Origin of the sequence: Bradyrhizobium sp. Ai1a-2 (genome assembly GCF_000426245.1) — a bacterium.
Taxonomy (GTDB): domain Bacteria; phylum Pseudomonadota; class Alphaproteobacteria; order Rhizobiales; family Xanthobacteraceae; genus Bradyrhizobium.
Genome location: NZ_AUEZ01000013.1, coordinates 1 through 22,584, shown reverse-complemented (window position 1 = coordinate 22,584; position 22,584 = coordinate 1). Strand labels below are relative to the sequence as shown.

General features: G+C 63.3%; 22 protein-coding genes. 11 read left to right on the top strand and 11 right to left on the bottom strand.

Annotation, left to right across the window (positions count from 1 at the left end; translation table 11 throughout):
* Positions 1-56 precede the first annotated feature (56 nt).
* Positions 57-779: an aquaporin Z gene (gene aqpZ, locus K288_RS0111595; RefSeq protein ID WP_027579706.1), complete on the top strand. Its 723-nt coding sequence runs from the start codon at positions 57-59 to the stop codon at positions 777-779.
* A 31-nt stretch (positions 780-810) separates the two neighbouring features.
* Here aqpZ and K288_RS0111590 read toward each other — a convergent pair whose 3' ends face one another.
* Positions 811-1,896 carry a 5-(carboxyamino)imidazole ribonucleotide synthase gene (locus tag K288_RS0111590; RefSeq protein WP_043159665.1) on the bottom strand — a complete coding sequence of 362 codons (1,086 nt, stop codon included), beginning with the start codon at positions 1,894-1,896 and terminating at the stop codon, positions 811-813.
* Between the two features lie 14 nt (positions 1,897-1,910).
* Positions 1,911-2,399, bottom strand: coding sequence for a 5-(carboxyamino)imidazole ribonucleotide mutase (purE, locus tag K288_RS0111585; protein WP_027579704.1), 489 nt, complete (start codon positions 2,397-2,399; stop codon positions 1,911-1,913).
* 151 nt (positions 2,400-2,550) lie between these two features.
* Here purE and K288_RS0111580 point away from each other — a divergent pair, with 151 nt between their 5' ends.
* The gene (locus K288_RS0111580; RefSeq protein WP_027579703.1) at positions 2,551-3,252 is read left to right on the top strand and encodes a GGDEF domain-containing protein; all 702 of its coding nucleotides are present in this window, start codon (positions 2,551-2,553) and stop codon (positions 3,250-3,252) included.
* Between the two features lie 2 nt (positions 3,253-3,254).
* Here the strand turns inward: K288_RS0111580 and K288_RS0111575 are convergent, their stop codons facing one another.
* The 3 genes from K288_RS0111575 to K288_RS0111565 form a co-directional block, all read right to left on the bottom strand.
* Complete coding sequence (locus tag K288_RS0111575) at positions 3,255-3,503, bottom strand: hypothetical protein (RefSeq protein WP_027579702.1); 249 nt, start codon at positions 3,501-3,503, stop codon at positions 3,255-3,257.
* Positions 3,504-3,648: 145 nt separating this feature from the next.
* The gene (locus K288_RS0111570) at positions 3,649-3,846 is read right to left on the bottom strand and encodes a hypothetical protein (RefSeq protein WP_043159662.1); all 198 of its coding nucleotides are present in this window, start codon (positions 3,844-3,846) and stop codon (positions 3,649-3,651) included.
* 307 nt (positions 3,847-4,153) lie between these two features.
* Positions 4,154-4,357, bottom strand: a complete 204-nt coding sequence (locus tag K288_RS0111565; RefSeq protein WP_027579700.1) for a DUF465 domain-containing protein — start codon at positions 4,355-4,357, stop codon at positions 4,154-4,156.
* Positions 4,358-4,600: 243 nt separating this feature from the next.
* On the opposite strand from K288_RS0111565, the gene K288_RS0111560 reads away from it, so the two are divergent.
* Complete coding sequence (locus tag K288_RS0111560) at positions 4,601-4,786, top strand: DUF465 domain-containing protein (RefSeq protein ID WP_027579699.1); 186 nt, start codon at positions 4,601-4,603, stop codon at positions 4,784-4,786.
* A gap of 93 nt (positions 4,787-4,879) precedes the next feature.
* Here K288_RS0111560 and K288_RS0111555 read toward each other — a convergent pair whose 3' ends face one another.
* Complete coding sequence (locus tag K288_RS0111555; RefSeq protein ID WP_027579698.1) at positions 4,880-5,977, bottom strand: NAD(P)/FAD-dependent oxidoreductase; 1,098 nt, start codon at positions 5,975-5,977, stop codon at positions 4,880-4,882.
* Between the two features lie 249 nt (positions 5,978-6,226).
* Here K288_RS0111555 and K288_RS0111550 point away from each other — a divergent pair, with 249 nt between their 5' ends.
* The 3 genes from K288_RS0111550 (at position 6,227) to K288_RS0111540 (ending at position 10,475) form a co-directional block, all read left to right on the top strand.
* Complete coding sequence (locus K288_RS0111550; protein WP_027579697.1) at positions 6,227-8,917, top strand: EAL domain-containing protein; 2,691 nt, start codon at positions 6,227-6,229, stop codon at positions 8,915-8,917.
* A 185-nt stretch (positions 8,918-9,102) separates the two neighbouring features.
* Positions 9,103-9,294 carry a hypothetical protein gene (locus tag K288_RS0111545; protein ID WP_152535478.1) on the top strand — a complete coding sequence of 64 codons (192 nt, stop codon included), beginning with the start codon at positions 9,103-9,105 and terminating at the stop codon, positions 9,292-9,294.
* 191 nt (positions 9,295-9,485) lie between these two features.
* Positions 9,486-10,475, top strand: a complete 990-nt coding sequence (locus tag K288_RS0111540) for a tripartite tricarboxylate transporter substrate binding protein (protein ID WP_027579695.1) — start codon at positions 9,486-9,488, stop codon at positions 10,473-10,475.
* A gap of 1 nt (position 10,476) precedes the next feature.
* On the opposite strand, the gene K288_RS45260 is transcribed toward K288_RS0111540, so the two are convergent.
* Positions 10,477-11,805 (bottom strand): tetratricopeptide repeat protein, encoded by a 1,329-nt coding sequence (locus tag K288_RS45260; protein WP_051334477.1) that lies wholly within the window; start codon positions 11,803-11,805, stop codon positions 10,477-10,479.
* Positions 11,806-12,011: 206 nt separating this feature from the next.
* On the opposite strand from K288_RS45260, the gene K288_RS0111530 reads away from it, so the two are divergent.
* From K288_RS0111530 to K288_RS0111520, 3 genes are read left to right on the top strand one after another with little or no spacing between them, the layout of a single operon-like run.
* Positions 12,012-13,112 (top strand): ABC transporter ATP-binding protein, encoded by a 1,101-nt coding sequence (locus K288_RS0111530; RefSeq protein WP_244443131.1) that lies wholly within the window; start codon positions 12,012-12,014, stop codon positions 13,110-13,112.
* Positions 13,109-14,023: an ABC transporter permease subunit gene (locus K288_RS0111525; RefSeq protein WP_027579693.1), complete on the top strand. Its 915-nt coding sequence runs from the start codon at positions 13,109-13,111 to the stop codon at positions 14,021-14,023. The genes K288_RS0111530 and K288_RS0111525 overlap by 4 nt, the downstream gene beginning before the upstream one ends.
* On the top strand, positions 14,023-14,838 hold the full coding sequence (locus tag K288_RS0111520) for an ABC transporter permease (protein WP_027579692.1): 816 nt from the start codon (positions 14,023-14,025) through the stop codon (positions 14,836-14,838). The genes K288_RS0111525 and K288_RS0111520 overlap by 1 nt, the downstream gene beginning before the upstream one ends.
* 4 nt (positions 14,839-14,842) lie before the next feature.
* Here K288_RS0111520 and K288_RS0111515 read toward each other — a convergent pair whose 3' ends face one another.
* From K288_RS0111515 to K288_RS0111500, 4 genes are all read right to left on the bottom strand, one after another.
* A complete protein-coding gene (locus K288_RS0111515; protein ID WP_027579691.1) occupies positions 14,843-15,694 on the bottom strand; it encodes a carbohydrate ABC transporter permease in 852 nt (283 codons plus the stop codon).
* Positions 15,691-16,560: a sugar ABC transporter permease gene (locus K288_RS0111510; RefSeq protein WP_027579690.1), complete on the bottom strand. Its 870-nt coding sequence runs from the start codon at positions 16,558-16,560 to the stop codon at positions 15,691-15,693. Before K288_RS0111510 ends, K288_RS0111515 begins: the two co-directional genes overlap by 4 nt.
* A 71-nt stretch (positions 16,561-16,631) precedes the next feature.
* On the bottom strand, positions 16,632-18,020 hold the full coding sequence (locus K288_RS0111505; RefSeq protein WP_027579689.1) for an ABC transporter substrate-binding protein: 1,389 nt from the start codon (positions 18,018-18,020) through the stop codon (positions 16,632-16,634).
* Between the two features lie 148 nt (positions 18,021-18,168).
* Positions 18,169-20,106 carry an AsmA family protein gene (locus K288_RS0111500; RefSeq protein ID WP_027579688.1) on the bottom strand — a complete coding sequence of 646 codons (1,938 nt, stop codon included), beginning with the start codon at positions 20,104-20,106 and terminating at the stop codon, positions 18,169-18,171.
* A gap of 258 nt (positions 20,107-20,364) precedes the next feature.
* On the opposite strand from K288_RS0111500, the gene K288_RS0111495 reads away from it, so the two are divergent.
* A complete protein-coding gene (locus K288_RS0111495; protein ID WP_027579687.1) occupies positions 20,365-21,072 on the top strand; it encodes a CoA transferase subunit A in 708 nt (235 codons plus the stop codon).
* An 18-nt stretch (positions 21,073-21,090) separates the two neighbouring features.
* Positions 21,091-21,741, top strand: coding sequence for a CoA transferase subunit B (locus K288_RS0111490; RefSeq protein ID WP_027579686.1), 651 nt, complete (start codon positions 21,091-21,093; stop codon positions 21,739-21,741).
* Positions 21,742-22,584 lie beyond the last annotated feature (843 nt).

Below are 22,584 nucleotides of genomic sequence, written 5' to 3'. Positions count from 1 at the left end.
TTGGCCGCGACCGCAACTTTGCCGGCTCTGGGCAACAAAATAACGGGAGAACTGGTATGGAGACGCAAAAATATGCCGCCGAGGCGATCGGCACTTTCTGGCTCACATTTACGGGATGCGGCAGCGCCGTGATCGCCGCCGGCTTTCCGCAAGTCGGGATCGGCCTGGTCGGCGTGTCGCTGGCGTTCGGATTGAGCGTCGTCACCATGGCCTATGCGATCGGCCATATCTCCGGCTGCCATCTCAATCCAGCCGTCACCGTCGGTCTTGCCGCTGGCGGACGTTTTCCCGCTGGCCAGATCCTGCCCTACATAATCGCGCAGGTGGTCGGCGCGATCGTCGCCGCGGGAGTGCTCTATCTGATCGCGAGCGGCGCGCCCGGCTTCGATCTCGCCAAGGGCTTCGCCTCCAACGGCTATGACGCGCATTCGCCCGGGCAGTACAGTCTGCTGGCCGGCTTCATCACCGAGGTGGTGATGACGATGATGTTCCTGTTCATCATCATGGGCGCGACCCATGGCAGGGCGCCCGCGGGCTTTGCACCGCTTGCGATCGGGCTCGCGCTGACGCTGATCCATCTGGTCAGCATTCCCGTCACCAACACCTCGGTGAACCCGGCGCGCAGCACCGGGCCGGCATTGTTCGTCGGCGGATGGGCGCTGGCGCAGCTCTGGCTGTTCTGGGTGGCACCGTTGATCGGCGGCGCGCTCGGGGGCGTGCTCTATCGCTGGCTAAGCGAGGAGCCGACCGGCGTCGTCGAAGGCGCAAGGACTGCTTGATACCAGGCTGAGCTCAAGCTCCGGCAGGCGGTTACTTCCTGTCTGCCGGCACCACTTCCGTGACATGGCCCATCTTGCGGCCGGGGCGCGGCGGGCCCTTGCCGTAAAGGTGCACGGTTGCGCCGGGCACTGTCAGCCATTCCTCATAGCTCAGGATGTCATCGCCGATCAGGTTGGTCATGGTCACGACCGCGCCATGGCGGATCGGCTTGCCGAGCGGCCACCCGGCGATCGCGCGGATGTGCTGCTCGAATTGCGAGATCGAGGCGCCGTCGAGCGTCCAGTGTCCGGAATTGTGGACCCGCGGCGCGATCTCGTTGACCAGTACGGTCGGTCCGTTCTTGGTCTCCACCACGAACATTTCGACCCCGAGCACGCCGACATAGTTCAGCGCGTGCGCGATCTTCTCCGCCACCGATCGCGCCTCCGCAGCAAGCTCGGCCGGTATCGCCGCCGGTGCGCGCGAGATCTTCAGGATGTGATCGCGGTGTTCGTTCTCGGTGACGTCGAAACATTCGACGTGGCCGTCGCAGGAGCGCGCGGCGATCACGGAGATTTCGCGCTCGAACGGCACGAAGGCTTCGAGAATGGCGGATTTGGTGCCGAGGTCTTCCCAGACCTGGTCGATATCGTCGCCCTCGCGGATCATCGCCTGGCCCTTGCCGTCATAGCCGAAGCGGCGCGTCTTGATTACGGCGGGAAGGCCGATGCGCGCGATCGCGGCGTGCAGCGTTTCGACCGAGGACACATCGGCATAATCTGCGGTGCCGATGCCGAGCCTGGTGATGAAATCCTTCTCGATCAGCCGGTCCTGCGTGGTCTCGAGGATCTTCTGCGACGGCAGCACCGGGCGGCGTGCCGCCAGCACCAGGGCGGTCGCGGACGGCACGTTCTCGAATTCGTAGGTGATGATGTCGACGTCATTGGCGAACAGTTCGAGCGCCTCGACGTCGGCAAATTCCGCGCAGGTCGCGTGCTGCACCACGTCGAAGGCGGGTGAATCCGGGTCCGGCGAGAACACCTGGCATTTGAGGCCGAGCCGAGCCGCGGCCATCGCCAGCATCCGACCCAGTTGCCCGCCGCCGAGAATTCCGATGGTGTCACCCGGCTTCAGCATTCTTGTCGAAGCCGTCACTCCGATGCCTCCGGATGCTCCTTGACCGCGTCGGTCTGTTGCTTGCGCCAGGCGGCAAGGCGCCCCGCCAGCGCCGGATCGTTCAGCGCCAGCACACTCGCTGCCAACAGCGCCGCATTGATGGCGCCCGATTTCCCGATCGCCAGCGTGCCGACCGGGATACCGGCCGGCATCTGCACGATCGAATACAGGGAATCGACGCCCGACAGTGCCTTCGATTCGACGGGAACTCCGAACACCGGAAGTTCCGTCAGCGCAGCAGTCATGCCCGGCAGATGCGCGGCGCCGCCGGCGCCGGCAATGATGATCTTGAAGCCGGCCGCTTTCGCGCCTTTGGCGAACGCGTACAGCCGGTCCGGGGTACGATGGGCGGAAATGATCCGCGCCTCAAACGCCAGCCCGAGGGCGGTAAGCGTTTCGGCGGCGTGGCCCATGGTCTCCCAGTCCGACTGGCTTCCCATGATGATGGCTATTGCGGCGGGCATGTCGTCAATTCTGATCGGGAATCCAGAAGCATGGACCGGATTATAGGAGCGGCCCGTCACTGATCCAAGGCGTGGCAAGGAATCCGGAATGGACTATCCTGTCTTGGTGAATGCGGGCAAGCCTCATCAGCGGGCCTCAACAAGGATGCTTATGAAAAAGAAGAGGAGGGCGGCTGCATCCGGGGCCGCCAAAAGGAAAAGCGCGGCTGCGCGCAAGGTTGCGCCCCGCCGCGACCGGGCCGCGGCTGCCCAAGCCGCGCCTGCCCAGGTGCCATCTGCTGCGTTGAACCAGGCTAAGGCGACAATCCGCCGCCTCAGGGCGGAACTGGCCGCGGCGCAGGCCGAGATCGCGGAACTGCAGGCATCCGCGGAGACCGACTTCCTTCTGGACATCCTGAACCGGCGCGGCTTCGAGCGCGAGCTCAGCCGCTCGATCGCCTATATCAAGCGCTATCACGCCAGCGGCGCGCTAGTCATGCTCGACGTCGATCGGCTGAAGCCAATCAACGACACCTATGGCCATGCCGCTGGCGATACGGTGCTGAAGGCGATCGTGAAGACGGTCACGAGCCAGGTGCGTGCATCGGACGTGGTCGGACGGCTCGGCGGCGACGAGTTCGCGGTGCTGCTGTGGAACCTGACCGAGACCGACGCCAAGGCCAAGGCCGCCGCGCTGGAGCTGTCGATCGATCGCCTCACCTTCGATTTCCGCGGCCGCAGCGTCAGCGCGGGTGCCTCCGCCGGCGTCGCGATCCTCGGACCGCACTCCGATACGAGCCGCGCCCTGGAGGAGGCGGACAGCGCGATGTATGTGCGCAAGGCGCAGCGGCGGCATGAAGTGGTCGGCCAATAGCCTTACAGGCCGAGATCATCCGGCACGTTGCCGAATTTTCGGAGCAGCTTCGCATCGCCGAATTCGCCGATCGTGGGATCGCCGGTGCGGCTGAAAGCGACCGCGCCGATGCTGCCCGGCATCCGCGACATCATCTCGGCGCGCCGCAGCGCGGTCGCGGCGCTCTGGCACTCCTCGGCATGGCCCGCGACCAATTCACCGCTGTCGTCCCGCACGAAAGGCAGCGCAACGTAATAGGTGATATCGGCCATCGCGTGCTCCTTGGAGCGTTTTCGAGCGAAGCGTGCCCTCGGACTTGATCCGAGGGTGGGTACCGGTGCGCGTGAAGAAAACGGGCCAAAACGAGAATCTAGAGCTACGGTTGTGATCCAATCAGAACCGTAGCCCCGGCCTGCCTCACGCGGCGTCGTTCTTGGCCTCCGCGAAACAGGTCGCGAGCGCGTCCTGCAATTCCGCCACCTCGGTCTCGAGGAATTCGTTGGCCATGATCAGCGCCTTGATGGTGCTGCGCAGATTGCCGTCGCACATCGCGATCGCCTGGTCGCAAGCCACTTCGTAGCGGTTGTTGTCGGAGAACACTGACGGCACGGGCATGGCGAAAATCCTTCCGGTTCTGGCTGGGAGCGATCAATGTTCTTATTTTGTTCTTTCGGAGTCAAGGGGCGGAAGGGGGCCCTCGAGGGCCTTGTGACCGATTATGCCAAGTGCCTGTGGATGTCGGGGACAGTTCGTCAACGTGCGCCGTCAGCAAAGTCAGGCGCAAATTCTGTCGTCTTGTCATTCCGGCGCGGCGCGAAGCGCGAGCCCGGGAATCCATTTCACCACTTGCACGCGCGGCCCGATGGATTCCGGGCTCGTCCTTCGGACGCCCGGAATGACGGGCGGAGAAAACAGCAACAGTTCACGCGATGATGTCGGGCGTGATCTGATCCTCGATGAAGGCGATGCGATCGCGCAGGTGCAGCTTGCGCTTCTTGAACCGCTGCAGCATCAGCAGATCCGGCGCCGGCGACTGATGCAGCGCCTCGATGGCCGCGTCGAGATCGCGGTGCTCCTGCTGCAGCCGTGCAAGCTCTGCGTGGAGTTCGCGCTCATCGTCGGTCATGGCTGTGTACAAAAAATAAGCACGGTGAGGTTGTGGCCGGATCGCTCGGTATCCGCGTGCGGAAATATCCTCCCTCCACGCTCGCCGCGCAAGTTAAGACGGTTCCATAGGCACGTTCCGATACAGACAAATCCGAATTTGTCGCAGCGCTGATTCGCAATCCCCATCGACAGATTTTTTGGCTGGTGTACACTTATTTGTCCTGCCCGAAATTGAGGTTTGACCCACCGAGGAGATTTCGTAATGGCAATCCAGGCGCATCTGGTTGAACTGGAACGCAAGCACAAAATTCTCGAAAGCGAACTCCACGAAGCGCTCCTGCATCTATCTACAGACGACCTGCAAATCACCGAACTCAAGCGCCGCAAATTGATGGTCAAGGACGAGATCGAGCGATTGAAGCAATCCGCCGACGCGACCTTCCACTAGCCAGTCCCCCGGTAACATATCGCAACGCACACCTGTTCATGCCGGATGGGCGCCGAAGCGCTCATCCGCGGGAGATGCAGTTGATGTGCCTGCTCACACGAGTTCGCCGACGTAATCGGCGATCGCGAGCGACGACGTCAGCCCGGGCGATTCGATACCAAACAGATTGATCAATCCGGTGACGCCGTGGTCACGCGGTCCCTGGATCAGGAAATCCTGCGTTGCAACCGCCGGGGGGACGATCTTCGGCCGGATCCCGGAATAGCTTGGCATCAGCGCGCCGTCCGGCAGTCCGGGCCAGTATTTGCGGATTGCCGGGTAGAAACGGTCCGCGCGCGCCGGATCGACGGCATAATCGATGCTCTCCACCCATTCCACATCCGGGCCAAAGCGGGCCTGGCCGGCCATGTCGAGGGTGAGGTGCACGCCGAGGCCGCCGGGCTCGGGTACCGGATAGATCAGCCGCGAAAACGGCGCCCGCGCGCTGCAGCTGAAATAGTTTCCCTTCGCGAGATAGGCGCATGGGATAAATTCGAGCGGCACGCCTTCGATGCCGCGCGCGACCGCCGGCGCCCCGAGGCCCGCGGCATTGACGAGCAGGTCGCATGCCAGCGTCATCGGCGCCTCGCCGCCGGTCTCGACCTCGATCCGGCCGGCCGCGGCCTTGGCGCGGAGCAGCGGGGTGTGGAACGCGAATGCCGCGCCGGCAGCTTCCGCATCGCCCCTGAGCGACAGCATGTAAGCATGGCTGTCGATAATCCCCGTGGATGGCGACAGCAGCGCCGCGTCGCAGTTCAGCGCGGGCTCCAGTGCGTGGGCGGCGTCGCCGGAAAGGAGCTGCATGTCGAGCACGCCATTGGCCTCGGCATGGGCGCGGATCGATTGCAGCTTTTCGGTCTCTTTCGGCGTGGTCGCGACGATCAGCTTCCCGCTATTGCGATAGGGGACGCCGTGCTCCTCGCAGTAGCGGTAGAGCGCATGCTTGCCGCTGACGCACATCCGCGCCATCAGGCTGCCGGCGCGGTAGTAGATGCCGGCGTGGATCACTTCGCTGTTACGCGAGGAGGTCACGGTGCCGATCCCTTCGGCGGCTTCCAGCACGATCACTTCGCGCCCTGTTTGTGCGAGGCGGCGTGCGACGGCAAGCCCGATCACACCCGCTCCGATGACGACGCAATCAACTCTGTCCATGGATCCTTCAAGTCCGGGTATTAGCGCGAATATCTGTTGGCCGCTGTTGTTGTCCATCCGCGCTTTGGTAGCAACGCCCTGAATTGCCTCGAAACTGGTCTCGTGGCGCGCCGGCATTAGTGAGCCATTAATCATGTCAGGGCAATTGCCCTAAATTAAGTCACATTTTCCGGTTGCATCGCGCGCCGTTTACCCGATCCAAACTGCCAAGGTCAGACACTGTAATGCGGAAATCCGCAAGGTGACGGAATGGCTGGCAAGAAAAGGCAGGGAAGCGGGAGGAATCTGATTCCGGCACTGGCCGTCGTGTGTCTTGTCGCCGCCACTGCGTCGGCTGCACTGGCTCTCGCTGTGTCAGCCGGCTTTGCGCCATCGAGCTTTATCGGTTCACTCGCGCCCGACCTGGTCTGGGAGTTCCTGATCGGTGGCACCGTCGTCGCCTCCCTCCTCGGCGCGATCACGCTGTCGGTGCTTTCGGCGCTGCGAAGGGTGCAGCGTGGACAACTCCGGCGCAATGTCTTCATCAGCTCTGCCCTCAACCATCTGAACCAGGGCGTGGTGATGACCGATGCGCAAAAGCGGATCGTGTTCTGCAACGACCGCTATCTCGAGATCTATGGCCTGTCGCGCTCCGACGTCCCGCGCAACATGACCGGACCCGAGCTGCTGGAAATGCGGTACAGGCGCGGTCTGATGGATGTCACGCCTGCGGAGTTCTATATCCGGGCGGCGAACCCTGAAGGCATGGTAACGGAACTGCCCAACGGCAAATCGGTCGTGGTCCGGCATTTCGGGCTGCCCAATGGCGGATCGATCGCGACGCATGAGGACTGCACCGGCCAGCGGCAACTGTCGCGCAAGCTCGCGTCCACCACCCAGTTCCTGGAATCGGTGCTCGACAACGTGCCGGTCTGCGTCGCCGCGAAAAACATCGAGGACGGCCGCTACATCTTCGCGAACCGCGCCTTCGAGCGGTTCTCGCGCTTCTCGCGCGATCGCATCGTCGGCAAGCGCGCCGACGAGATCTTTAGTCCCGAGACCGCCGCCAGCATCGCGGCCGCCGACAAGGCGGCGCTCGAGGCGCCGCAAGGCTCCTTCCGCAACGAGTTCTGGGTCGAGCGTGGCTCGGAGCGGCGCATTCTCGCCTCCAACCGCGTGATCGCGCGCAACGAGAACGGCGAGCCGGAATTCCTGATCGCCCTGTTCGATGACGTCACCGACCGCCGTTCGCTGTCGCGTGAATTGGAGAACGCCAAGAAATTCCTCGAGCTCGTGGTCGACAATATCCCGGTCTCACTGATCGTCGAGCGCGTCAGCGACGGACGATATTTGCTCGCCAACCGTTCTGCCGAGACCATCCTCAACCGCCGCCGCGAGGATGCCACCGGGCTGACCGCGACTGATATCTTCAATCCGCGCGAGGCCAAGCTGATCACCGCGCGCGACGAGGCAGCGATCAAGAAACGCGGCCTGCTCACAGAGGAGCATCCGATCTCGACCAAGGACGGCTTGCGGCTGTTCCTGACCCGCCGCATGACCGTGCTCGACGAGCATGGCGAACCGCAATACCTGATCAAGACGCATGAGGACGTCACCGATCGGCGCCAGACCGAGTCGCGCATGGCCCATATGGCCTATCACGATGGTTTGACCGATTTGCCGAACCGCGCCGCTTTCCTGCAGGCGCTGGCGCAGATGATCGAGGCCTGCGGCGGCACCGACGAGGAATTCGCCGTGCTTTGCGTCGACCTCGACGGTTTGAAAGAGATCAACGACGTGTTTGGCCATGCGGTCGGTGACAAATTGCTGATCGAGGTGGCCCAGCGCCTGCAGACCGCGGCGCGGGGCGGCGTGGTGGCGCGCCTCTCCGGCGACGAGTTCGGTCTGATCATCGACGGCAAGCAGCCGGCTGCCGGCATCGTCCTCGCCGAGCAGGTGGCAGACGCGCTCGCCCAGGAATTCTCGATCGACGGCAAATCGGTTCGCACCGGCGTCACCGCTGGCATCTCGGTATTCCCGCACAACGGTTCGGATGCCGCCGCGCTGCTCGCCAATGCGGGCGCGGCGCTGTTCCGGGCAAAGGCGAAATCGCGTGGCACGATCTCGATCTACGAGCCGGAAATGGACCAGCAGATCCGCGACCGGCGCGTACTGCATCAGGACCTTTCCGCCGCGATCCGGAACGGCGAATTGTCGCTCTACTACCAGCCGCTGGCTGCGGCGGGCGCAACGGTGGCCGAGAGCGGCGTGATCGGCTTCGAGGCTCTGGCGCGCTGGCACCATCCGGTGCGCGGCTTCGTCTCGCCGGCCGATTTCATTCCGCTTGCGGAAGAAGGTGGCCTGATCGTCGAGATGGGTGAATGGATCTTGCGCGAGGCCTGCCGCGAGGCGGCGTCCTGGAAGCAGCCGCTGCAGATCGCGGTCAACCTCTCGCCGGCGCAGTTCATGCACGGCGATCTGGTCGGCCTAGTGCACTCGATCCTGCTCGAAACCGGCTTGCGGCCGGACAGGCTCGAGCTCGAAATCACCGAGGGCGTGCTGATCGAGGATTTCGATCGTGGCCTTGCGCTGCTGCGGCGGCTGAAGGCGCTCGGCGTGCGCATCTCGATGGACGATTTCGGCAGCGGCTACTCCTCGCTGAGCTATCTGCAGGCGTTTCCGTTCGACAAGATCAAGATCGATCGCGCCTTCGTCATCAATCTCGGCCGCAATCCGCAATCGGCGGCGATCGTCCGCGCCGTCATCGATCTCGGTCACGGCCTGCAGATGTTAATCGTCGCTGAGGGCGTGGAAACCGAGGAGCAGCTCGGCTTCCTGGCAAAGGAGGGGTGCGACGTGGTGCAGGGCTATCTGATCGGCAGACCGGCCCCGGTGGGACAGTACGCAGCGTTGGTGGGTGACGGCGGCAATGTCGTGGAGCTCGTCCGCAAGACCGGGTAGTTCTTGTTGGACGGGCTTTCTTCACCCGAGTCTGTACCTCCTTCAGGCGAAAACGCTATGACCGCCCGCGCATGGGCGTGCCGTCATCGCGGCCGCTTAGGCCCGTCTTAACCATCGGACGCCTTTTGCTTTCTGGCCGAAGACCTCTCGCGGTAGTCTCGCAATTGATCAGTGGGGAGGATGCCATGGATCAGCGGGATTGGAGCCGCGTCGAGCAGGAACTCGGCGAGCTGGTGCCAAAGGCGAACGTGTCCCTGGACCAGCAGCCTGCTCCAGCGCAGAGCAGTTTGGCAAAGAGGGTCTCGACGGAAGCAATCCTCGAGCAGATCGCCAAGGCCCTTGAAAGCGACGGAATCGTCAGCAGGAAAAGCCCCTGAGCATCGCCTTCCGACGCCATCTCGTGAGTACGACTCGGCGCGCCCTGGCAATACCAACTTCCGAAAAGGACCAAGACGGACGTTCGTAAACGTTCGCTTCTGACGCGCCTCTGCGCCAATCTGTCCCGTCTTTCGCCTGTGGCCGAAGTCGGACGATGCGATACCCTGATGAAAAATTCAGGGAGGGAGCGATGTCAGCGAAACTTGATCGCCGTCAGTTCATTGCGGCCGGTGCGACGGCTGCCGCGATGCCTTCTCTCTTGCGCAAGGCCGCAGCGCAGGAGGCGTGGCCGTCGCGGCAAATCCGCATGATCTGCAGCTATCCGGCAGGTGGGCAGACCGACCTGCTCGCGCGCGCCTTCGGCGAATTCGTCTCCAGGCAGGTGGGCAAGACTGTCGTCATAGAGAACAGAGCAGGGGCCTCGGGCTCGATAGGCGCCGCGGAAGTCGCGCGCGCGGAGCCGGATGGCCACACGATCCTGTGCTCCATCTCGACCACCTACGTGATGAACAGAGTGATGATGAAGAACCCCGGCTACGACATGGACAAGGACCTGACGCTTGTCAGCGTCATCCCGGGCGCTGGGCTGCTGCTGGTCGCGAGCCCGAAGGCCGGCGTCAAGACGCTCGATGAATTCGTCGCTTTCGCGCGCAAGAGCGGCAAGGTGAATTTCGGCACCTATAGCGCGGGCTCGTCCCCGCACATGACGATCAACGAGCTCAACAAACAATACGGTCTCAACATCGAACCGATCCACTACCGAGGCGAGGCCCCGATGTGGACGGGGCTGGCGGAAGGCACGCTCGATGTCGCGATGGGCAGCTACACGGCCGCGCAATCCGTCCTGCAGGGTAATCGCGGCGTTGTGTTCGCGGTGCATTCGAAGAAGGTCGACGCGATCCCGAACATCAAGACTCTGCCAGAACAGGGCGCGACGGCGAAATTCTTCACCGTGAGCGGCTTCACGGGCTGGGCGTTGCCGAAGGCGACGCCGCAGCCGATTGTCGATCGTTTGGCGGAGCTCTGCGTGGCGGCCAATAGCGATCCGAAAGTGAAGGAAGTTCTCAGCACTTTCGTGCTCGAACCGGCGATAGGCTTCAAGGACAGCAACGCATTGTATCAGCAAGAATTGCCGGTTTGGATGGAGAGCGCGCAAGCGCTCGGCTTGGAACCATCCTAGGCTAAAAGCCAGGGGCTTGGTCTCGACCCGCCTCCCGCGACCATGCTTCGTCGCGGCGGGACGGTCGCCGGTGCAGGCGATCGGCGATTAACTTTGTCGCTTTCTCGCCTCGCCCCGCACGAAGGCAGGCGACGATGAACGTATCCTCCCAAAGCTCGCGCTGGGCGTGGCTGCCGCCGATCCGCACCAGTTCCGGCATCAACGGCTCGAGCACGCGGACGGCGCCGTCGTTGTCGCCCGACGCGAATGCCTGCACGCCGCGGCAGAGGCCGATAGCGGAAGCGCCGGGCGCCAGCTTGCCCTCGGCGTGCCGCGCCTCCATTTCCGCAAGCCTTGCCGGCAGAGCTCCGCCGTTGGTCGCCGCTGCAGCCAATGCATAGTGGACGTCGGCAAAATGCGCCCCGGCTTTCGGAAAGAATTTGTCGCCGTAGGCGGCGACTTCCTGCCAACGCAATTCGAGCCCGGTCCTTCCCGCCAGCGAGAGCCGCCACAGCAATGAGGTGGTATCCGTCACAATGTTCAGAGGCGGATAGGGGCGCCCCTGCGGTCTGATGTGCCGTTCATAGATGTCGAACGCGCCGTCAGTGTCGCCGTCCTCGAGCGCGATCAGCGCGAGGTGCCAGGCAAGGTGCCCCTGCAGGAAGCTTGCACGGTCATGGGCCGGCAGCCAGCCGGACAGGAAGACGCGGCCTTCCGTGGGATCGCCCTGCTCGAACAGCGCATGCGACAGGGCGTGGGCCGCGCTGGCGTTTGCCGGCTTCATCGCGTAGGCGCGCTCGGTGGTGTCGCGGCCGGTCGCGACGTCGCCCGCCTCGGTCCGCGACCAGCCGAGATAGGTGAGGAACCACCAGTCCTCGCCATAATCGGCGGCGTAGCGCTCGCAAATCGAAAGCCGCGCCGCGTCGTGGTCGGCGCGTCCCGAGAAGGCGTAGAGGCCGAAGGCGCCGAGCAGTTGCGACAGGATCAGCGCGTCGCGCGGAAATTCCGCAAGGTGCTGTTCGGCGGCTTGCAGTGCCTGCCTGCTCTGGCCTTCGATGGCCGAGGCCAGGATCTCGACATGCTGTTGCTCGCGACGGCTCGCGGTCGCCGCCAATTGCCGAGCCCTGGCCGCCTTGTCGCGGGCCGCAGCGCCTTCCATGTTGATCAGATGGACGCGGGCGCGCGCCACATGCGCTAGCGCGAAATCGGGATCTTCGGCAATCGCCGCGTCAAGGGCCGAATCTGCTCCATGCCAGGCCGCAAGGATGCGGTCGATGCCATCACGGTAGAGCGCCGCGGCGCGATCGGAAGCGGTCGTCAGCGGCAGGTCGTAGCGGTCCCGGTTCATCATTCGTCCTCCTGACGTCTAGGCGAAATCTAGCAGAGCCGCCCGGGACAACAATATTGCGGCAGACGCCGCGTGAAGCGGTTGAGCCAGTGGCGATCCGCCGCTAGCTTGCGGTCACGATCGGGCTAAAGGGAATCATGGCTGAGGAACTGGCGAAGACGGCAAATCATTCGACGACGGAAGACACTGCGCTGCGGAGGGCGACCGATATGCCGCTGCTGCGCATCGAGGGCGTGACGAAAAGGTTCGGCAACTTCACCGCGGTCAATGCGCTCTCGCTCGACGTCCGCGCCGGTGAATTCTTCGCTCTGCTTGGCCCGAGCGGCTGCGGCAAAACCACGCTGTTGCGCATGCTTGCAGGTTTCGAGACCCCGGACGAGGGGCGCGTCCTGCTCGCTGGTCGCGACATCGCGCAGGTGATGCCGCATGAGCGGCCGGTCAACATGATGTTCCAGAACTATGCGCTGTTTCCGCATCTCTCGGTGCGTGACAACATCGCATTCGGCCTGAGGCGCGCTGGTATGGCGCGCGGCGAGATCGCTACCCGCGTCGCCGAAATGGTGGCCCTCGTCAAGCTCGAGGGGTTGGAGAAACGCAAGCCCGACCAGCTTTCCGGTGGCCAACGGCAGCGCGTGGCCCTGGCGCGCTCGCTGGCGCGCCGGCCGCAGGTGCTGCTGCTCGATGAGCCCCTGGCCGCGCTCGACAAGAAACTGCGCGAGAGCACGCAGGCAGAATTGATGGAATTGCAGCGCCGGCTCGGCATGACCTTCATCATCGTCACCCATGACCAGGAAGAGGCGATGACGATGGCGAGCCGGATCGGGGTGATGGACGCCGGCCGCCTGGCGCAGGTCGCGACCCCGCGCGATCTCTATGAAGCCCCGGCCTCGCGCTGGGTCGCCGAGTTCGTCGGCGACGTCAACCTGTTCGAGGGGCAGGTCATCTCCCGTGAGCAGGGCAGGCTGAAGGTGACCACCCGCGAAGCAGGGATCATCACCGTCGCCGAACCGCACCAACCGGTGACGAAGGAGATCGTCACCGTCGCGATCCGGCCCGAGAAAATCAAACTGTCTCGGCGTGGACTGGCGTCGGCTGTCGATGCGTTGCAAGCGATCAATCGGTTCGAGGGCGAGGTCGCGGAGATCAACTATCTCGGTGGCCTGACCGCTTACAGGATCAGGCTCGACAATGGCGCCGTGGTGCGCTCGGTGATGGCCAATACCGCGCGGCTTGATGTCGACGGCTATGGCTCGAGTGAGCGCGTGGCGGCATGGTTCGCGCCCGACGATGGTGTGGTGCTGGAGCAATGAGCACGCGCCGTATCTTTGCCCGTCCGGCGCGCTACGCCGCCATCGCGCCGTATCTCTGGATGGCGCTGTTTTTCCTGGTGCCGTTCGGCATTGTGGTGAAGATCAGCCTGTCGCAGACCGCGATCGCGCAGCCGCCCTATACGCCGGTGTTCGAGCTCGGCGAGGGATGGGAAGCGTTCAAGGCCGCGTTCGAGCAGTTGTCGCTGGACAATTTCCGGCTGCTGGTTTCGGACAATCTCTACATCCTGTCCTATCTGCGCAGCCTCGTCGTCGCCGTGACCTCGACGCTGATCCTGCTCGTGATCGGCTATCCCATTGCCTACGGCATGGCGCGGCTGCCGCAGCGCTGGCAAGGCATCGCGATGATCCTGGTCATCGTGCCGTTCTGGACCTCGTTCCTGATCCGCATCTATGCTTGGATCAACATCCTGCAGCATGACGGCTTGCTCAACCGGATCCTGCTCGCATTGCATCTGGTCTCCGAGCCGGTTGCCTGGCTCTCGACCGACACCGCGATGTATATCGGCATCGTCTATTCCTATCTGCCGTTCATGATCCTGCCGCTCTACGCCACGCTGGCGAAAATGGACCGCGCGCTGCTGGAGGCTGCCGAAGATCTGGGCGCCTCGCCGCTGAAGGCCTTCTGGCTCGTGACGTTTCCGTTGTCGCTGCCGGGCGTCGGGGCAGGGATACTGCTGTGCTTCATTCCGATCGTCGGCGAGTTCGTGATCCCCGATCTTCTGGCCGGCTCCAATTCGCTGATGATCGGCCAGACGCTCTGGCTCGAATTCTTCACCAACAAGGATTGGCCGGTGGCGTCCGCCGTTGCGATTGCGCTGTTGGTTCTGCTGGTGCCGCCGCTCGTGCTCTATGACCGGCTGCAGCGCCGGCAGGTCGAGGGCGGACGCTGATGGCGCGCACCGTGAACCGGCTTTCGCGCTTCAACATGACGGCGCTCGCGCTCGGGCTTGCGTTCCTTTACCTTCCGATCGTGATCCTCGTGATCTTTTCGTTCAATGCGTCGCGGCTGGTGAATGTGTGGGGCGGCTGGTCGCTGCGCTGGTACATCGAGTTCTTCAACGACCGCGCGATGCTCCAAGCCGCCTGGATGAGCCTGCGCGTCGCCGCGGTTTCCGCCACATTGGCGACGCTGCTCGGCACGCTCGCGGCCATAGGCCTGGCGCGTGGCGAACGCTTTGCCGGACGCGCGCTGTTCTCCGGCATGCTCTATTCGCCGCTGGTGATGCCGGAGGTGATCTCGGGCCTCTCGCTGCTCCTGCTGTTCGTCGCGCTGAACGCCGAGCGCGGCTTCTGGACGGTGACCATCGCGCATACCACGCTGACCATGTGCTTCGTCACCGTGGTGGTGCAGTCGCGTCTCACGTCGCTTGACCGCAGCCTGGAGGAAGCCGCGATGGACCTCGGCTGCAATCCGGTGAAGGCGTTCCTGATGGTGACGCTGCCGCTGATCATTCCCGCCATTGTCGCGGCCTGGATGCTTGCCTTCACGCTGTCGCTCGACGACCTCGTGATCGCGAGCTTCACCACCGGTCCCGGCTCGGCGACGCTGCCGATCCGGATTTATTCGGAGGTGCGGCTCGGGGTGAAGCCGGAGATCAACGCGATCTGTACGCTGTTTATCGCATTGATCACGGTGCTGATCGTACTCGCCTCGTTCGCCTCGAAGCTGTCGAGTTCTCAGGGCGAGAGCGCCGCGCCGCTATGAGCGGTCACGACTTCACCGCGCCTGCGGTCAGGCCGCCGACCATGTATCGCTTGAAGACGTAGTAGATGGCGGCCGGCGGCAGCGCGTAGATGAAGCCGGTCGTCATCAACAGCTCCCACGGCGAGTCGTCGGCGGCAAGGAAGTTGCCGAGCGCAACGGGGAGCGTGATATCGGTGTCCTTTGATAGCAGCAGGAACGCGTAGAGGTATTCGTTCCAGGCGAGCAGGATGGCGTAGGTGCCGACCGCGACCAGCGAGGGCATCATCAGCGGCACATAAACCAGGCGGAACAATTGCAGCGTGGTCGCGCCGTCCATGGTCGCGGCTTCATCGAGCTCGACCGGCAACTTGTCGGATGCCTGCTTCAGCACCCAGATCGCGTAGGGCGAAGCGATGGTCACCATCGCCAGGATCAGCGACCAGTGAGTGTTGAGCAATCCGTAATTGCCCATGGTGCGGTACATCGGCACGGCCAGGAACGCGGCCGGGATGAAATAGGTGAACAGCGCCAGGTTCATCACTGCGCGGCCGCCGGGCGTCCGCAATCGTGAGATCGAGAATGCAGCGGCGGTTGCGATGAACAGCGTCAGCGCGCCCGTCGCCAGCGCGATCACGGTCGAATTCCCGAACTGCATCCAGAAGTCCCGCAGGAAGTAGTGCTGCTGGCGGAACACGATCTCGAAATTGTGCAGCGTCGGATGATCGGGCCAAAGCTTGCCGGAGAACGCGTCTTCCTTCGGCGAGATCGCGAACAGGAACATGTGATAGATCGGCACCAGCGTCCAGATCAGGACGGGAATGCCGATCAGGAGCAGCTTGGCCTCGGTGCCGATCTCGCGCAGGGTAGGCAGCTTCATCGCGACAACCGTTTCATCATGAAGTAGACGAGTGGCAGCACCAGGGGCAGCGCACAGACGATCGAGGCCATCGCCAGATTGAGCTGGTCGAGCCGGAGATAGCGGATGCCGAGCGTCGACAGCACATGGGTGAGGTCGGCCGGCCCGCCGCCGGTCAGGAGATAGACGCTGTTGAAGTCGCCGAGCGTCCAGATCATCGAGAGCAGCGTGCAGGTGACGTACAGCGTCCGCATCGACGGCCAGGTGATGTAGCGGAATTTCTGCCAGAAGCTCGCGCCGTCGACGCCGGCGGCCTCGAACAGGTCGTTGGAGATGGCGAGCCGCCCGGTCATCAGGATCAGCGTCCAGAACGGCAGCGACTTCCAGATGTGCACGCCGATCGCCATGGTCAGGGCCACCGTGGGATCGTTGAGCCAGTTCGGGCCGTCATCGCCGGTCAGGCTGAAGATGATGTGATTGACCACGCCCCATTCCGGATTAAGCATGAAGCGTACCGACAGGATGGTCGGGATCGACGGCACCGCCCAGGGCAGGATGAACAGCACTGACAGCCACCTGATCCAGTGGCGCTGCTGGACGAAGAAGCCCGACAGAAACAGCGCGATCAGCATTTTGACGTTGATGCCGATGACGAGGAAGATCAGCGTGTTGACGGCGGCGCGCGCGAAGATCGGGTCGTTATAGAGCTCGACATAGCTTTGCGGATGGCGTGCGAGCCATAGCCCGTAACCGACGGGATAGAGCACGAAGGCCAGGAACACGAGCAGATAGGGCGCAAGCAGCACGATGCCCCAGACTTGCGGCGTCGACAGTCGCGCCGACAGCGGCGGGCGCGGGATCGCATGATCGGAAATCGTGATCGCCATGTCTTACATCACGTCCTGCATCGCCTTGACGGGGGAGGCCGGCCGCAGCGACTGCGGCCGGCTTGTTGACGTCAGCCCGCGACCTGCTTGATGCGGGCGATCAGTTCGTCGACGGCCTTGTCCACCGGCACCTTCTCGCTGACGACGCGATTCATGGCCTTGGCCCAGACGTTCTCGTTGTTCAGGATCGTGAACTTGTAGTTCTTGGTGAAGTCGAACGGCGTGGTGCCGCCGGTGAACTGGGTGTAGACCGCCTTGCGATGCCGGTCCGCCTGCCAGAAGGGGCTCTTCTGGCCGGCGACCGTGACCGGGAACCAGCGGCCAAGCGCGCCCTCGACATAGGGTCCGAGGTTCTCCTCCTGCAGCAGGAATTTGACGAACTCCTTGCCCTCGGCCTTGTTCTTGGCGGCGGTGAAGATCACGCCGGTCTTGACGTCGGAGCGGTACTTGATCGGGTTGCCATCCGGCTTGTTGGGGAAGGAGGCCGTGATGATGGTTTCCTCATAGGCCTTCTTGCCGGCGGCGCGCTGCTCCGGCGTCAGTGCCTGGTTGTTGGAATCCTCGAACCATTTCGCTGCGATCGAGATCGTGAAGTTGTGGGTCATCACGATGGTCTTGTTGTGGAAGGCGACGTTGTTGTCCGGGTCCTTCCAGGTCGTGGAGGAGGGCGGTGTGCAGCCCTTGATGTAGGTATCGGTGTAATCCTTGAGTGCATGGATCAGTCCGTCGCGCACCTTGGGATCGTCGACCAGGAGCTTGCCGTCGTCGTCGACGAGCTTGACGTCATAGGCGTCCATGAAGGTGTAGAACGACTGGAACGAGTCGGTCGATTCCACGCCCATCGGCTGGCCGACGCCGTAGATGCGGTTGCCAGTCGCCTTGCGGATCGCCGGCTGCACCTTGTCGCACCAGAATGACCAGTAATCTGCCCATTTGGTCGGGATATCGCTCGGCTTGAAGCCGGCCTGCTGCAGCATGTCGCCCCAGATCTGCACATGCATGCTCTGCTGCTTCAGCGGGAAGCCATAATAGCCCTTTTTCTTGGTCTGGTCGTTGTAGAGGTAGGCGGTCTCCAGCGTGTTCGGGGCGAAAGCCGATTTCATCGGCAGCAGGATGTCGGAGAGATCCTCGAGCTTGCCTTCGAACGCCCATTTGCCGCCGGCCTGCACGTCATACGTATCGGAATAGGCCACGTCGGGCACGGTGCCGGAATCGAGCGCGGCCACCGTCTTCGGGATCATGTCCTGGATCGCGTATTGCGAGAGCTCCACCTTGACGCCGGTCTTGGCTTCGAACTTCTTGATCGCCTCGAGGAGCGCGTCATCCTCGGATTTGTAGAAGCCCTTGCCCCACCAGACCGTGATCTTCTTTTCCTGCGCCATCGCCGGCGCGGTCGCGTGGATCAGCCCGACGGCGGCGACCGCGAACGAAAGCACAGCAATACCCAACTTGGATTTCACGTTCTTCTCCCTGTCTTGAGGCCGGCTTTTTTAACCGGTTGGATAAAAGACTAGCGCATGGCCGCGGCCTGATCCAGATGGTGCATTGGAATCTTGGCGCTTCGTCGGTCGCCAGTTCGCCTTTGAACCACGACGAAAGTCTGATGGTTCAATTCGGCTTGGCGTTCTCGGCCGTCGGCGCGCTCTGTGTGGCATCGGCGGGCTGCTGCCGCGCTCCGCCGGTGAAGCGCTCGATCACCGAGCGCACGGTGTCGCGCGTCTTGCGATCCTTCACCGCATCGAGCAACTGCGATGATGCCGGCGAGCGGCGGATCAGGCTTTCCGGATCGGGGAATACCAGCGGATCGTCCCACGGACCCTGCACTACGAACGGAAGGTCAAAACCATTGCCGCCGCCCGGTGCCGAATTCAGGCTGGCGACGCCCTTCAGATCATACTCCCGCGACGGCACCGAGGCGGTGCCGGTCAGCGTGATCTTGGCCGCAGGTCCTTCGAGGCGGATGTTCTCGGCGGTGGCGACGCCATCATTGAACCGCACGGCAATCGTCAGATTGTCATAGGGCGTCGAGCCCGAGCGGAAATTGCCGCCGCCGGACAGCGGCCGCCGCTCCAGCCGCTTCAGGAGCTGCTCGATATTGAAGCCAGCGATCGCGCCCTCATGGCCAGTCAGCGTCGCGGTGCCGTCGAGCGATTGCACAAGCCCGAACGGGCTCGAGCCGGAGGCCGTCAGCGAGACGTTGAGATTGCCGCGACCGGTGAGCTTGCTGACGCCGAACAATTCGCCGGCGCAGGCCTGCAGGTCGACATCGGTGAACTCGAGCTGCGCCTTCACATCGGCGCTGGCATCGGAGCGCGCGATCCCGAGCGAGCCCTTGGCGATGCCGCCATACATCTGCGCTTCCGCGACAGAGAGCGCCAGCGTGCCGCCGCGCAGATTGGCGCCGAGCGCGGTGCGCCCGAGCCTGGTCGAGCCGACCGTCACCCGCGCTGCCGACAGCCGCATGTCGAGGTCGGTGGCGGAGAGCGCGTTCAGATCGAACAACTGCCGGTTCCAGTCGCGCTGGCCGCTGGCGAGCAGGCGGAAGGTCGAGACATAAGGCGTGAAATCGAGATTGCCTGCAGCGAGCGTCGCCTGCAGCGTCTGCCGGCCATTGTTGGCGAAGGTCATCACGCCCTCGGCGACATTGCCGTCGAGCTCGACATTGACATTGGTGAGCGCCAACGAGCCGCCGACGAGATTGGCGCGCGCCTTCAGCGTGAAGCGGCCGAACCCGCCGCTGCCAGGCGGAGCCTGTCCCATCCAGCGCAGCGCGTTGCGCAAGGACACGCTGTCGATGGTGGCGGTCCCCTCCATCATCAGGCTGGTGCGGTTGGCGACCGTGCCGTCGAAGGCGAGCTTGAGCGGCGCGCTGGCAAGCCGAGCCTTCAGCCCTGAGCGGTCGCCCGACAACAGTGCGATGAAATCGCTGGCGCTGATCGACCCGTCGACGCGCTCGCCGCGCCAATCGAACTGTCCGGTTGCGGCAAAGGAACGCGATATCGACGGCCATGCCAGCGAGAGGTCGATGTCGCCGAGTTGCTCCCTGGCATGGTTGGTCTCATCCTCGTAATTGAGGATGCCGTCCTGGATACGGATCTCCGAGAACGACATCTGGTTCTCGGCGCCGGGCTTCATCGCGCGCGCGATCGTGTTGATGAACGGCGTCCAGTTGCTGTCGCCCTTGCTGTCCCTGATGACATGGATATGCGGCCGCAGCATCATGACGTCGGCAATCTCGAACCGCCGCAGCAGCAGCGGCAGGAGTCGCAGATTGGCGGTGAGCACGTCGACCTGCAGTGCGGGATCGATGGTGCCGCCGCCCTTCAGCCCAACGTCATGGAACGAGACATAGCTGCCGGGGAACACCGACACGTCGATATGGCCGTTCACGACCAGGTCGAGTCCGGTGACGGCGCGGATCTGCGCCTCTACTGCCTGCTGCAGGGCGTCCCGGTTCAGAAACCAGGATGTCCCGATCAGGCCAAGCAGCGCGAGGCCGAAAAACGCCGCAATCGGCATCCCCAGGCGCTTCATTGCTTGGGCCATCGTCAGTGACATATCCAGGTCGGGTTGTGGTGATCGGATATTCGAATAAAACCGGCCAGCGCACTTGGCGCCCCTGCCAACCCACGCAACTTGAAGGGTTTTCTTGACGCTTTCAAGGCCGTCATCGAGGTTGTAGGCAGCAGAGATGGCGAAACGGGGCGTCATTGACGCATTGCGAAGATTTCGCCTAATAATCCCGGTCTGCACCGGCCGTCTGCGCCATCGGGCTGCCAATGCCCCTCCATCAGGTCCTTTTTCATGAACAAGGTCTATCCCGACGCCAAATCGGCACTCGACGGCATCCTTAAGGACGGCATGATGATCATGTCGGGCGGCTTCGGCCTCTGTGGCATTGCCGAAACCCTCTCCGATGCGATCCGGGACTCCGGGGTCAAGGACCTGACGGTGGTCTCCAACAATGCCGGTGTCGACGGTATCGGGTTGAGCCGGCTGCTGGAGACGCGGCAGATCAGGAAGATGATTTCCTCCTATGTCGGCGAGAACAAGCTGTTCGCCCAGCAATATCTCGCCGGCGAGCTCGAGCTCGAATTCAATCCGCAGGGCACGCTGGCCGAGCGCATTCGCGCCGGCGGCGCCGGAATCCCGGCCTTCTACACCAAGACTGGCGTCGGCACGCTGATCGCCGAGGGCAAGGAAGTGAAGGAATTCGACGGCGAGAAGTATATCATGGAGCGCGGCCTGTTCGCCGACCTCGCCATCATCCATGCCTGGAAGGGCGACACCGCCGGGAACCTGGTCTATCGCAAGACCGCGCGCAACTTTAACCCGATGATGGCGACTGCCGCGAAGATCACGGTGGCGGAGGTCGAGCATCTGGTTCCGGCCGGCGAGATCGATCCGGATCACATCCACACGCCAGGCATTTTCGTGAAGCGAATCGTCGAGGTCGGCACGGGCAAGAAGCGCATCGAGTTCCGCAACACCCGCCCGCGCCCCGCAGCCTAAATTTAGCAGGAGAGTCCCATGGCCTGGACCCGTGAACAGATGGCGGCGCGCGCTGCGAAAGAGCTGCGCGACGGCTATTACGTCAACCTCGGTATCGGCATCCCGACGCTGGTTTCGAACTACATCCCCGAAGGGATCGACGTCAGCCTGCAGAGCGAGAACGGCATGCTCGGCATGGGCCCGTTCCCCTACGAGGGCGAGGAGGATGCCGACCTCATCAACGCCGGGAAGCAGACGGTGAGCGAATTGCCGTCGACCAGCTATTTCTCCAGCGCCGATTCCTTCGGCATGGTGCGCGGCGGTCATATCGATCTTTCGATCCTCGGTGCGATGCAGGTCGCGCAGAACGGCGATCTCGCCAACTGGATGATCCCCGGCAAGATGGTGAAGGGCATGGGCGGCGCCATGGACCTCGTTGCCGGCGTCAAGCGCGTCGTCGTGGTGATGGAGCATTCCGCCAAGGACGGCCCGAAGCTGCTCAAGAAATGCTCGCTTCCGCTCACCGGCGAGCACGTGGTCGACATGGTCGTCACTGATCTCGCCGTCTTCACCATCGACAAGCACGGCAAAGACGGCATGGCGCTGATCGAGCTCGCGGACGGCGTCACGCTCGACGAGGTCAAGGCCAAGACCGAAGCCGAATTCCGCGTCGCGCTGAAGAACACGTGACGATGGTTCTTCCCTTCTCCCCTTGTGGGCGAAGGTGGCGCGCATGAAAATGCGCGTCGGATGAGGGGTTGTTTCCGCGGGCGACGGTGCTCGTGGAAAGAGACCCCTCACCCAAATGAGCTCGTTGCTGGCGCCGGAGTAGCCCTCTCCCACAAGGGGCGAGGGCGCATCAACGGGCACCGGGAAAAGCGTTGTGCCGCTCACTCTCTCCACTATCGTCATTGCTGATTCAAATTTCAAACAGCACGTCCGTAGCTCGTAGGATGGGTAGAGCGAAGCGAAACCCATCGCGATGGAGCAAGCTGCGCGAATGATGGGTTTCGCTTCGCTCTACCCATCCTACCGATTCAAATGTCAAACAGCGTCTCCGTTGTCATCGTCCGCGAAGGCGGACGATCCAGTATTCCAGAGACCGCAGTGCTTGAATCGAGAGGCCGCCGGATACTGGATGCCCCGCCTGCGCGGGGCATGACGATAGAGAAAGGATATGCGTCCGCGTTCTCGCGGCATGAGATGCCCGAGGTTTGCTTCACTTCCACCCTCCTCGAAATCAGAGGGCGCAGGGAAAGCCGGGTGCTGGTTGCACCCGTGGGTCCCGTGCAACAAAAAGCACGGGGGTAGGACCACAGGTTCAACCGAGCATTCCGGCTTTCCCTGCGCGATGGTGTTACGGCTTACTTCGTGCTCTCCCCGGTGACCGGGCTTTCTTGCCACCGTCACCCTTAGGGATGTTTCCATCCCCCAGGACTTAGCGCCAGCGTCGGGGCGCCAGGACCACACGACTTCGCCGTCCGCGTTACTTGCGCTCGTCAGCCGCAACACCCGCGTCCACCGCATCTCACC

What these genes read in the sequence shown, in the direction of transcription:
- K288_RS0111495 (WP_027579687.1), top strand. Translation starts at nt 20,365, where the DNA reads ATGAACAAGGTCTATCCCGACGCCAAATCGGCACTCGACGGCATCCTT.
- K288_RS0111550 (WP_027579697.1), top strand. Translation starts at nt 6,227, where the DNA reads ATGGCTGGCAAGAAAAGGCAGGGAAGCGGGAGGAATCTGATTCCGGCA.
- K288_RS0111540 (WP_027579695.1), top strand. Translation starts at nt 9,486, where the DNA reads ATGTCAGCGAAACTTGATCGCCGTCAGTTCATTGCGGCCGGTGCGACG.
- K288_RS0111570 (WP_043159662.1), bottom strand. Translation starts at nt 3,846, where the DNA reads ATGCCCGTGCCGTCAGTGTTCTCCGACAACAACCGCTACGAAGTGGCT.
- purE (WP_027579704.1), bottom strand. Translation starts at nt 2,399, where the DNA reads ATGCCCGCCGCAATAGCCATCATCATGGGAAGCCAGTCGGACTGGGAG.
- K288_RS0111530 (WP_244443131.1), top strand. Translation starts at nt 12,012, where the DNA reads ATGCCGCTGCTGCGCATCGAGGGCGTGACGAAAAGGTTCGGCAACTTC.
- K288_RS0111520 (WP_027579692.1), top strand. Translation starts at nt 14,023, where the DNA reads ATGGCGCGCACCGTGAACCGGCTTTCGCGCTTCAACATGACGGCGCTC.
- K288_RS0111510 (WP_027579690.1), bottom strand. Translation starts at nt 16,560, where the DNA reads ATGGCGATCACGATTTCCGATCATGCGATCCCGCGCCCGCCGCTGTCG.
- K288_RS0111560 (WP_027579699.1), top strand. Translation starts at nt 4,601, where the DNA reads ATGGCAATCCAGGCGCATCTGGTTGAACTGGAACGCAAGCACAAAATT.
- K288_RS0111500 (WP_027579688.1), bottom strand. Translation starts at nt 20,106, where the DNA reads ATGGCCCAAGCAATGAAGCGCCTGGGGATGCCGATTGCGGCGTTTTTC.
- K288_RS45260 (WP_051334477.1), bottom strand. Translation starts at nt 11,805, where the DNA reads ATGATGAACCGGGACCGCTACGACCTGCCGCTGACGACCGCTTCCGAT.
- K288_RS0111555 (WP_027579698.1), bottom strand. Translation starts at nt 5,977, where the DNA reads ATGGACAGAGTTGATTGCGTCGTCATCGGAGCGGGTGTGATCGGGCTT.
- K288_RS0111490 (WP_027579686.1), top strand. Translation starts at nt 21,091, where the DNA reads ATGGCCTGGACCCGTGAACAGATGGCGGCGCGCGCTGCGAAAGAGCTG.
- aqpZ (WP_027579706.1), top strand. Translation starts at nt 57, where the DNA reads ATGGAGACGCAAAAATATGCCGCCGAGGCGATCGGCACTTTCTGGCTC.
- K288_RS0111525 (WP_027579693.1), top strand. Translation starts at nt 13,109, where the DNA reads ATGAGCACGCGCCGTATCTTTGCCCGTCCGGCGCGCTACGCCGCCATC.
- K288_RS0111580 (WP_027579703.1), top strand. Translation starts at nt 2,551, where the DNA reads ATGAAAAAGAAGAGGAGGGCGGCTGCATCCGGGGCCGCCAAAAGGAAA.
- K288_RS0111590 (WP_043159665.1), bottom strand. Translation starts at nt 1,896, where the DNA reads ATGCTGAAGCCGGGTGACACCATCGGAATTCTCGGCGGCGGGCAACTG.
- K288_RS0111515 (WP_027579691.1), bottom strand. Translation starts at nt 15,694, where the DNA reads ATGAAGCTGCCTACCCTGCGCGAGATCGGCACCGAGGCCAAGCTGCTC.
- K288_RS0111575 (WP_027579702.1), bottom strand. Translation starts at nt 3,503, where the DNA reads ATGGCCGATATCACCTATTACGTTGCGCTGCCTTTCGTGCGGGACGAC.
- K288_RS0111565 (WP_027579700.1), bottom strand. Translation starts at nt 4,357, where the DNA reads ATGACCGACGATGAGCGCGAACTCCACGCAGAGCTTGCACGGCTGCAG.
- K288_RS0111545 (WP_152535478.1), top strand. Translation starts at nt 9,103, where the DNA reads ATGGATCAGCGGGATTGGAGCCGCGTCGAGCAGGAACTCGGCGAGCTG.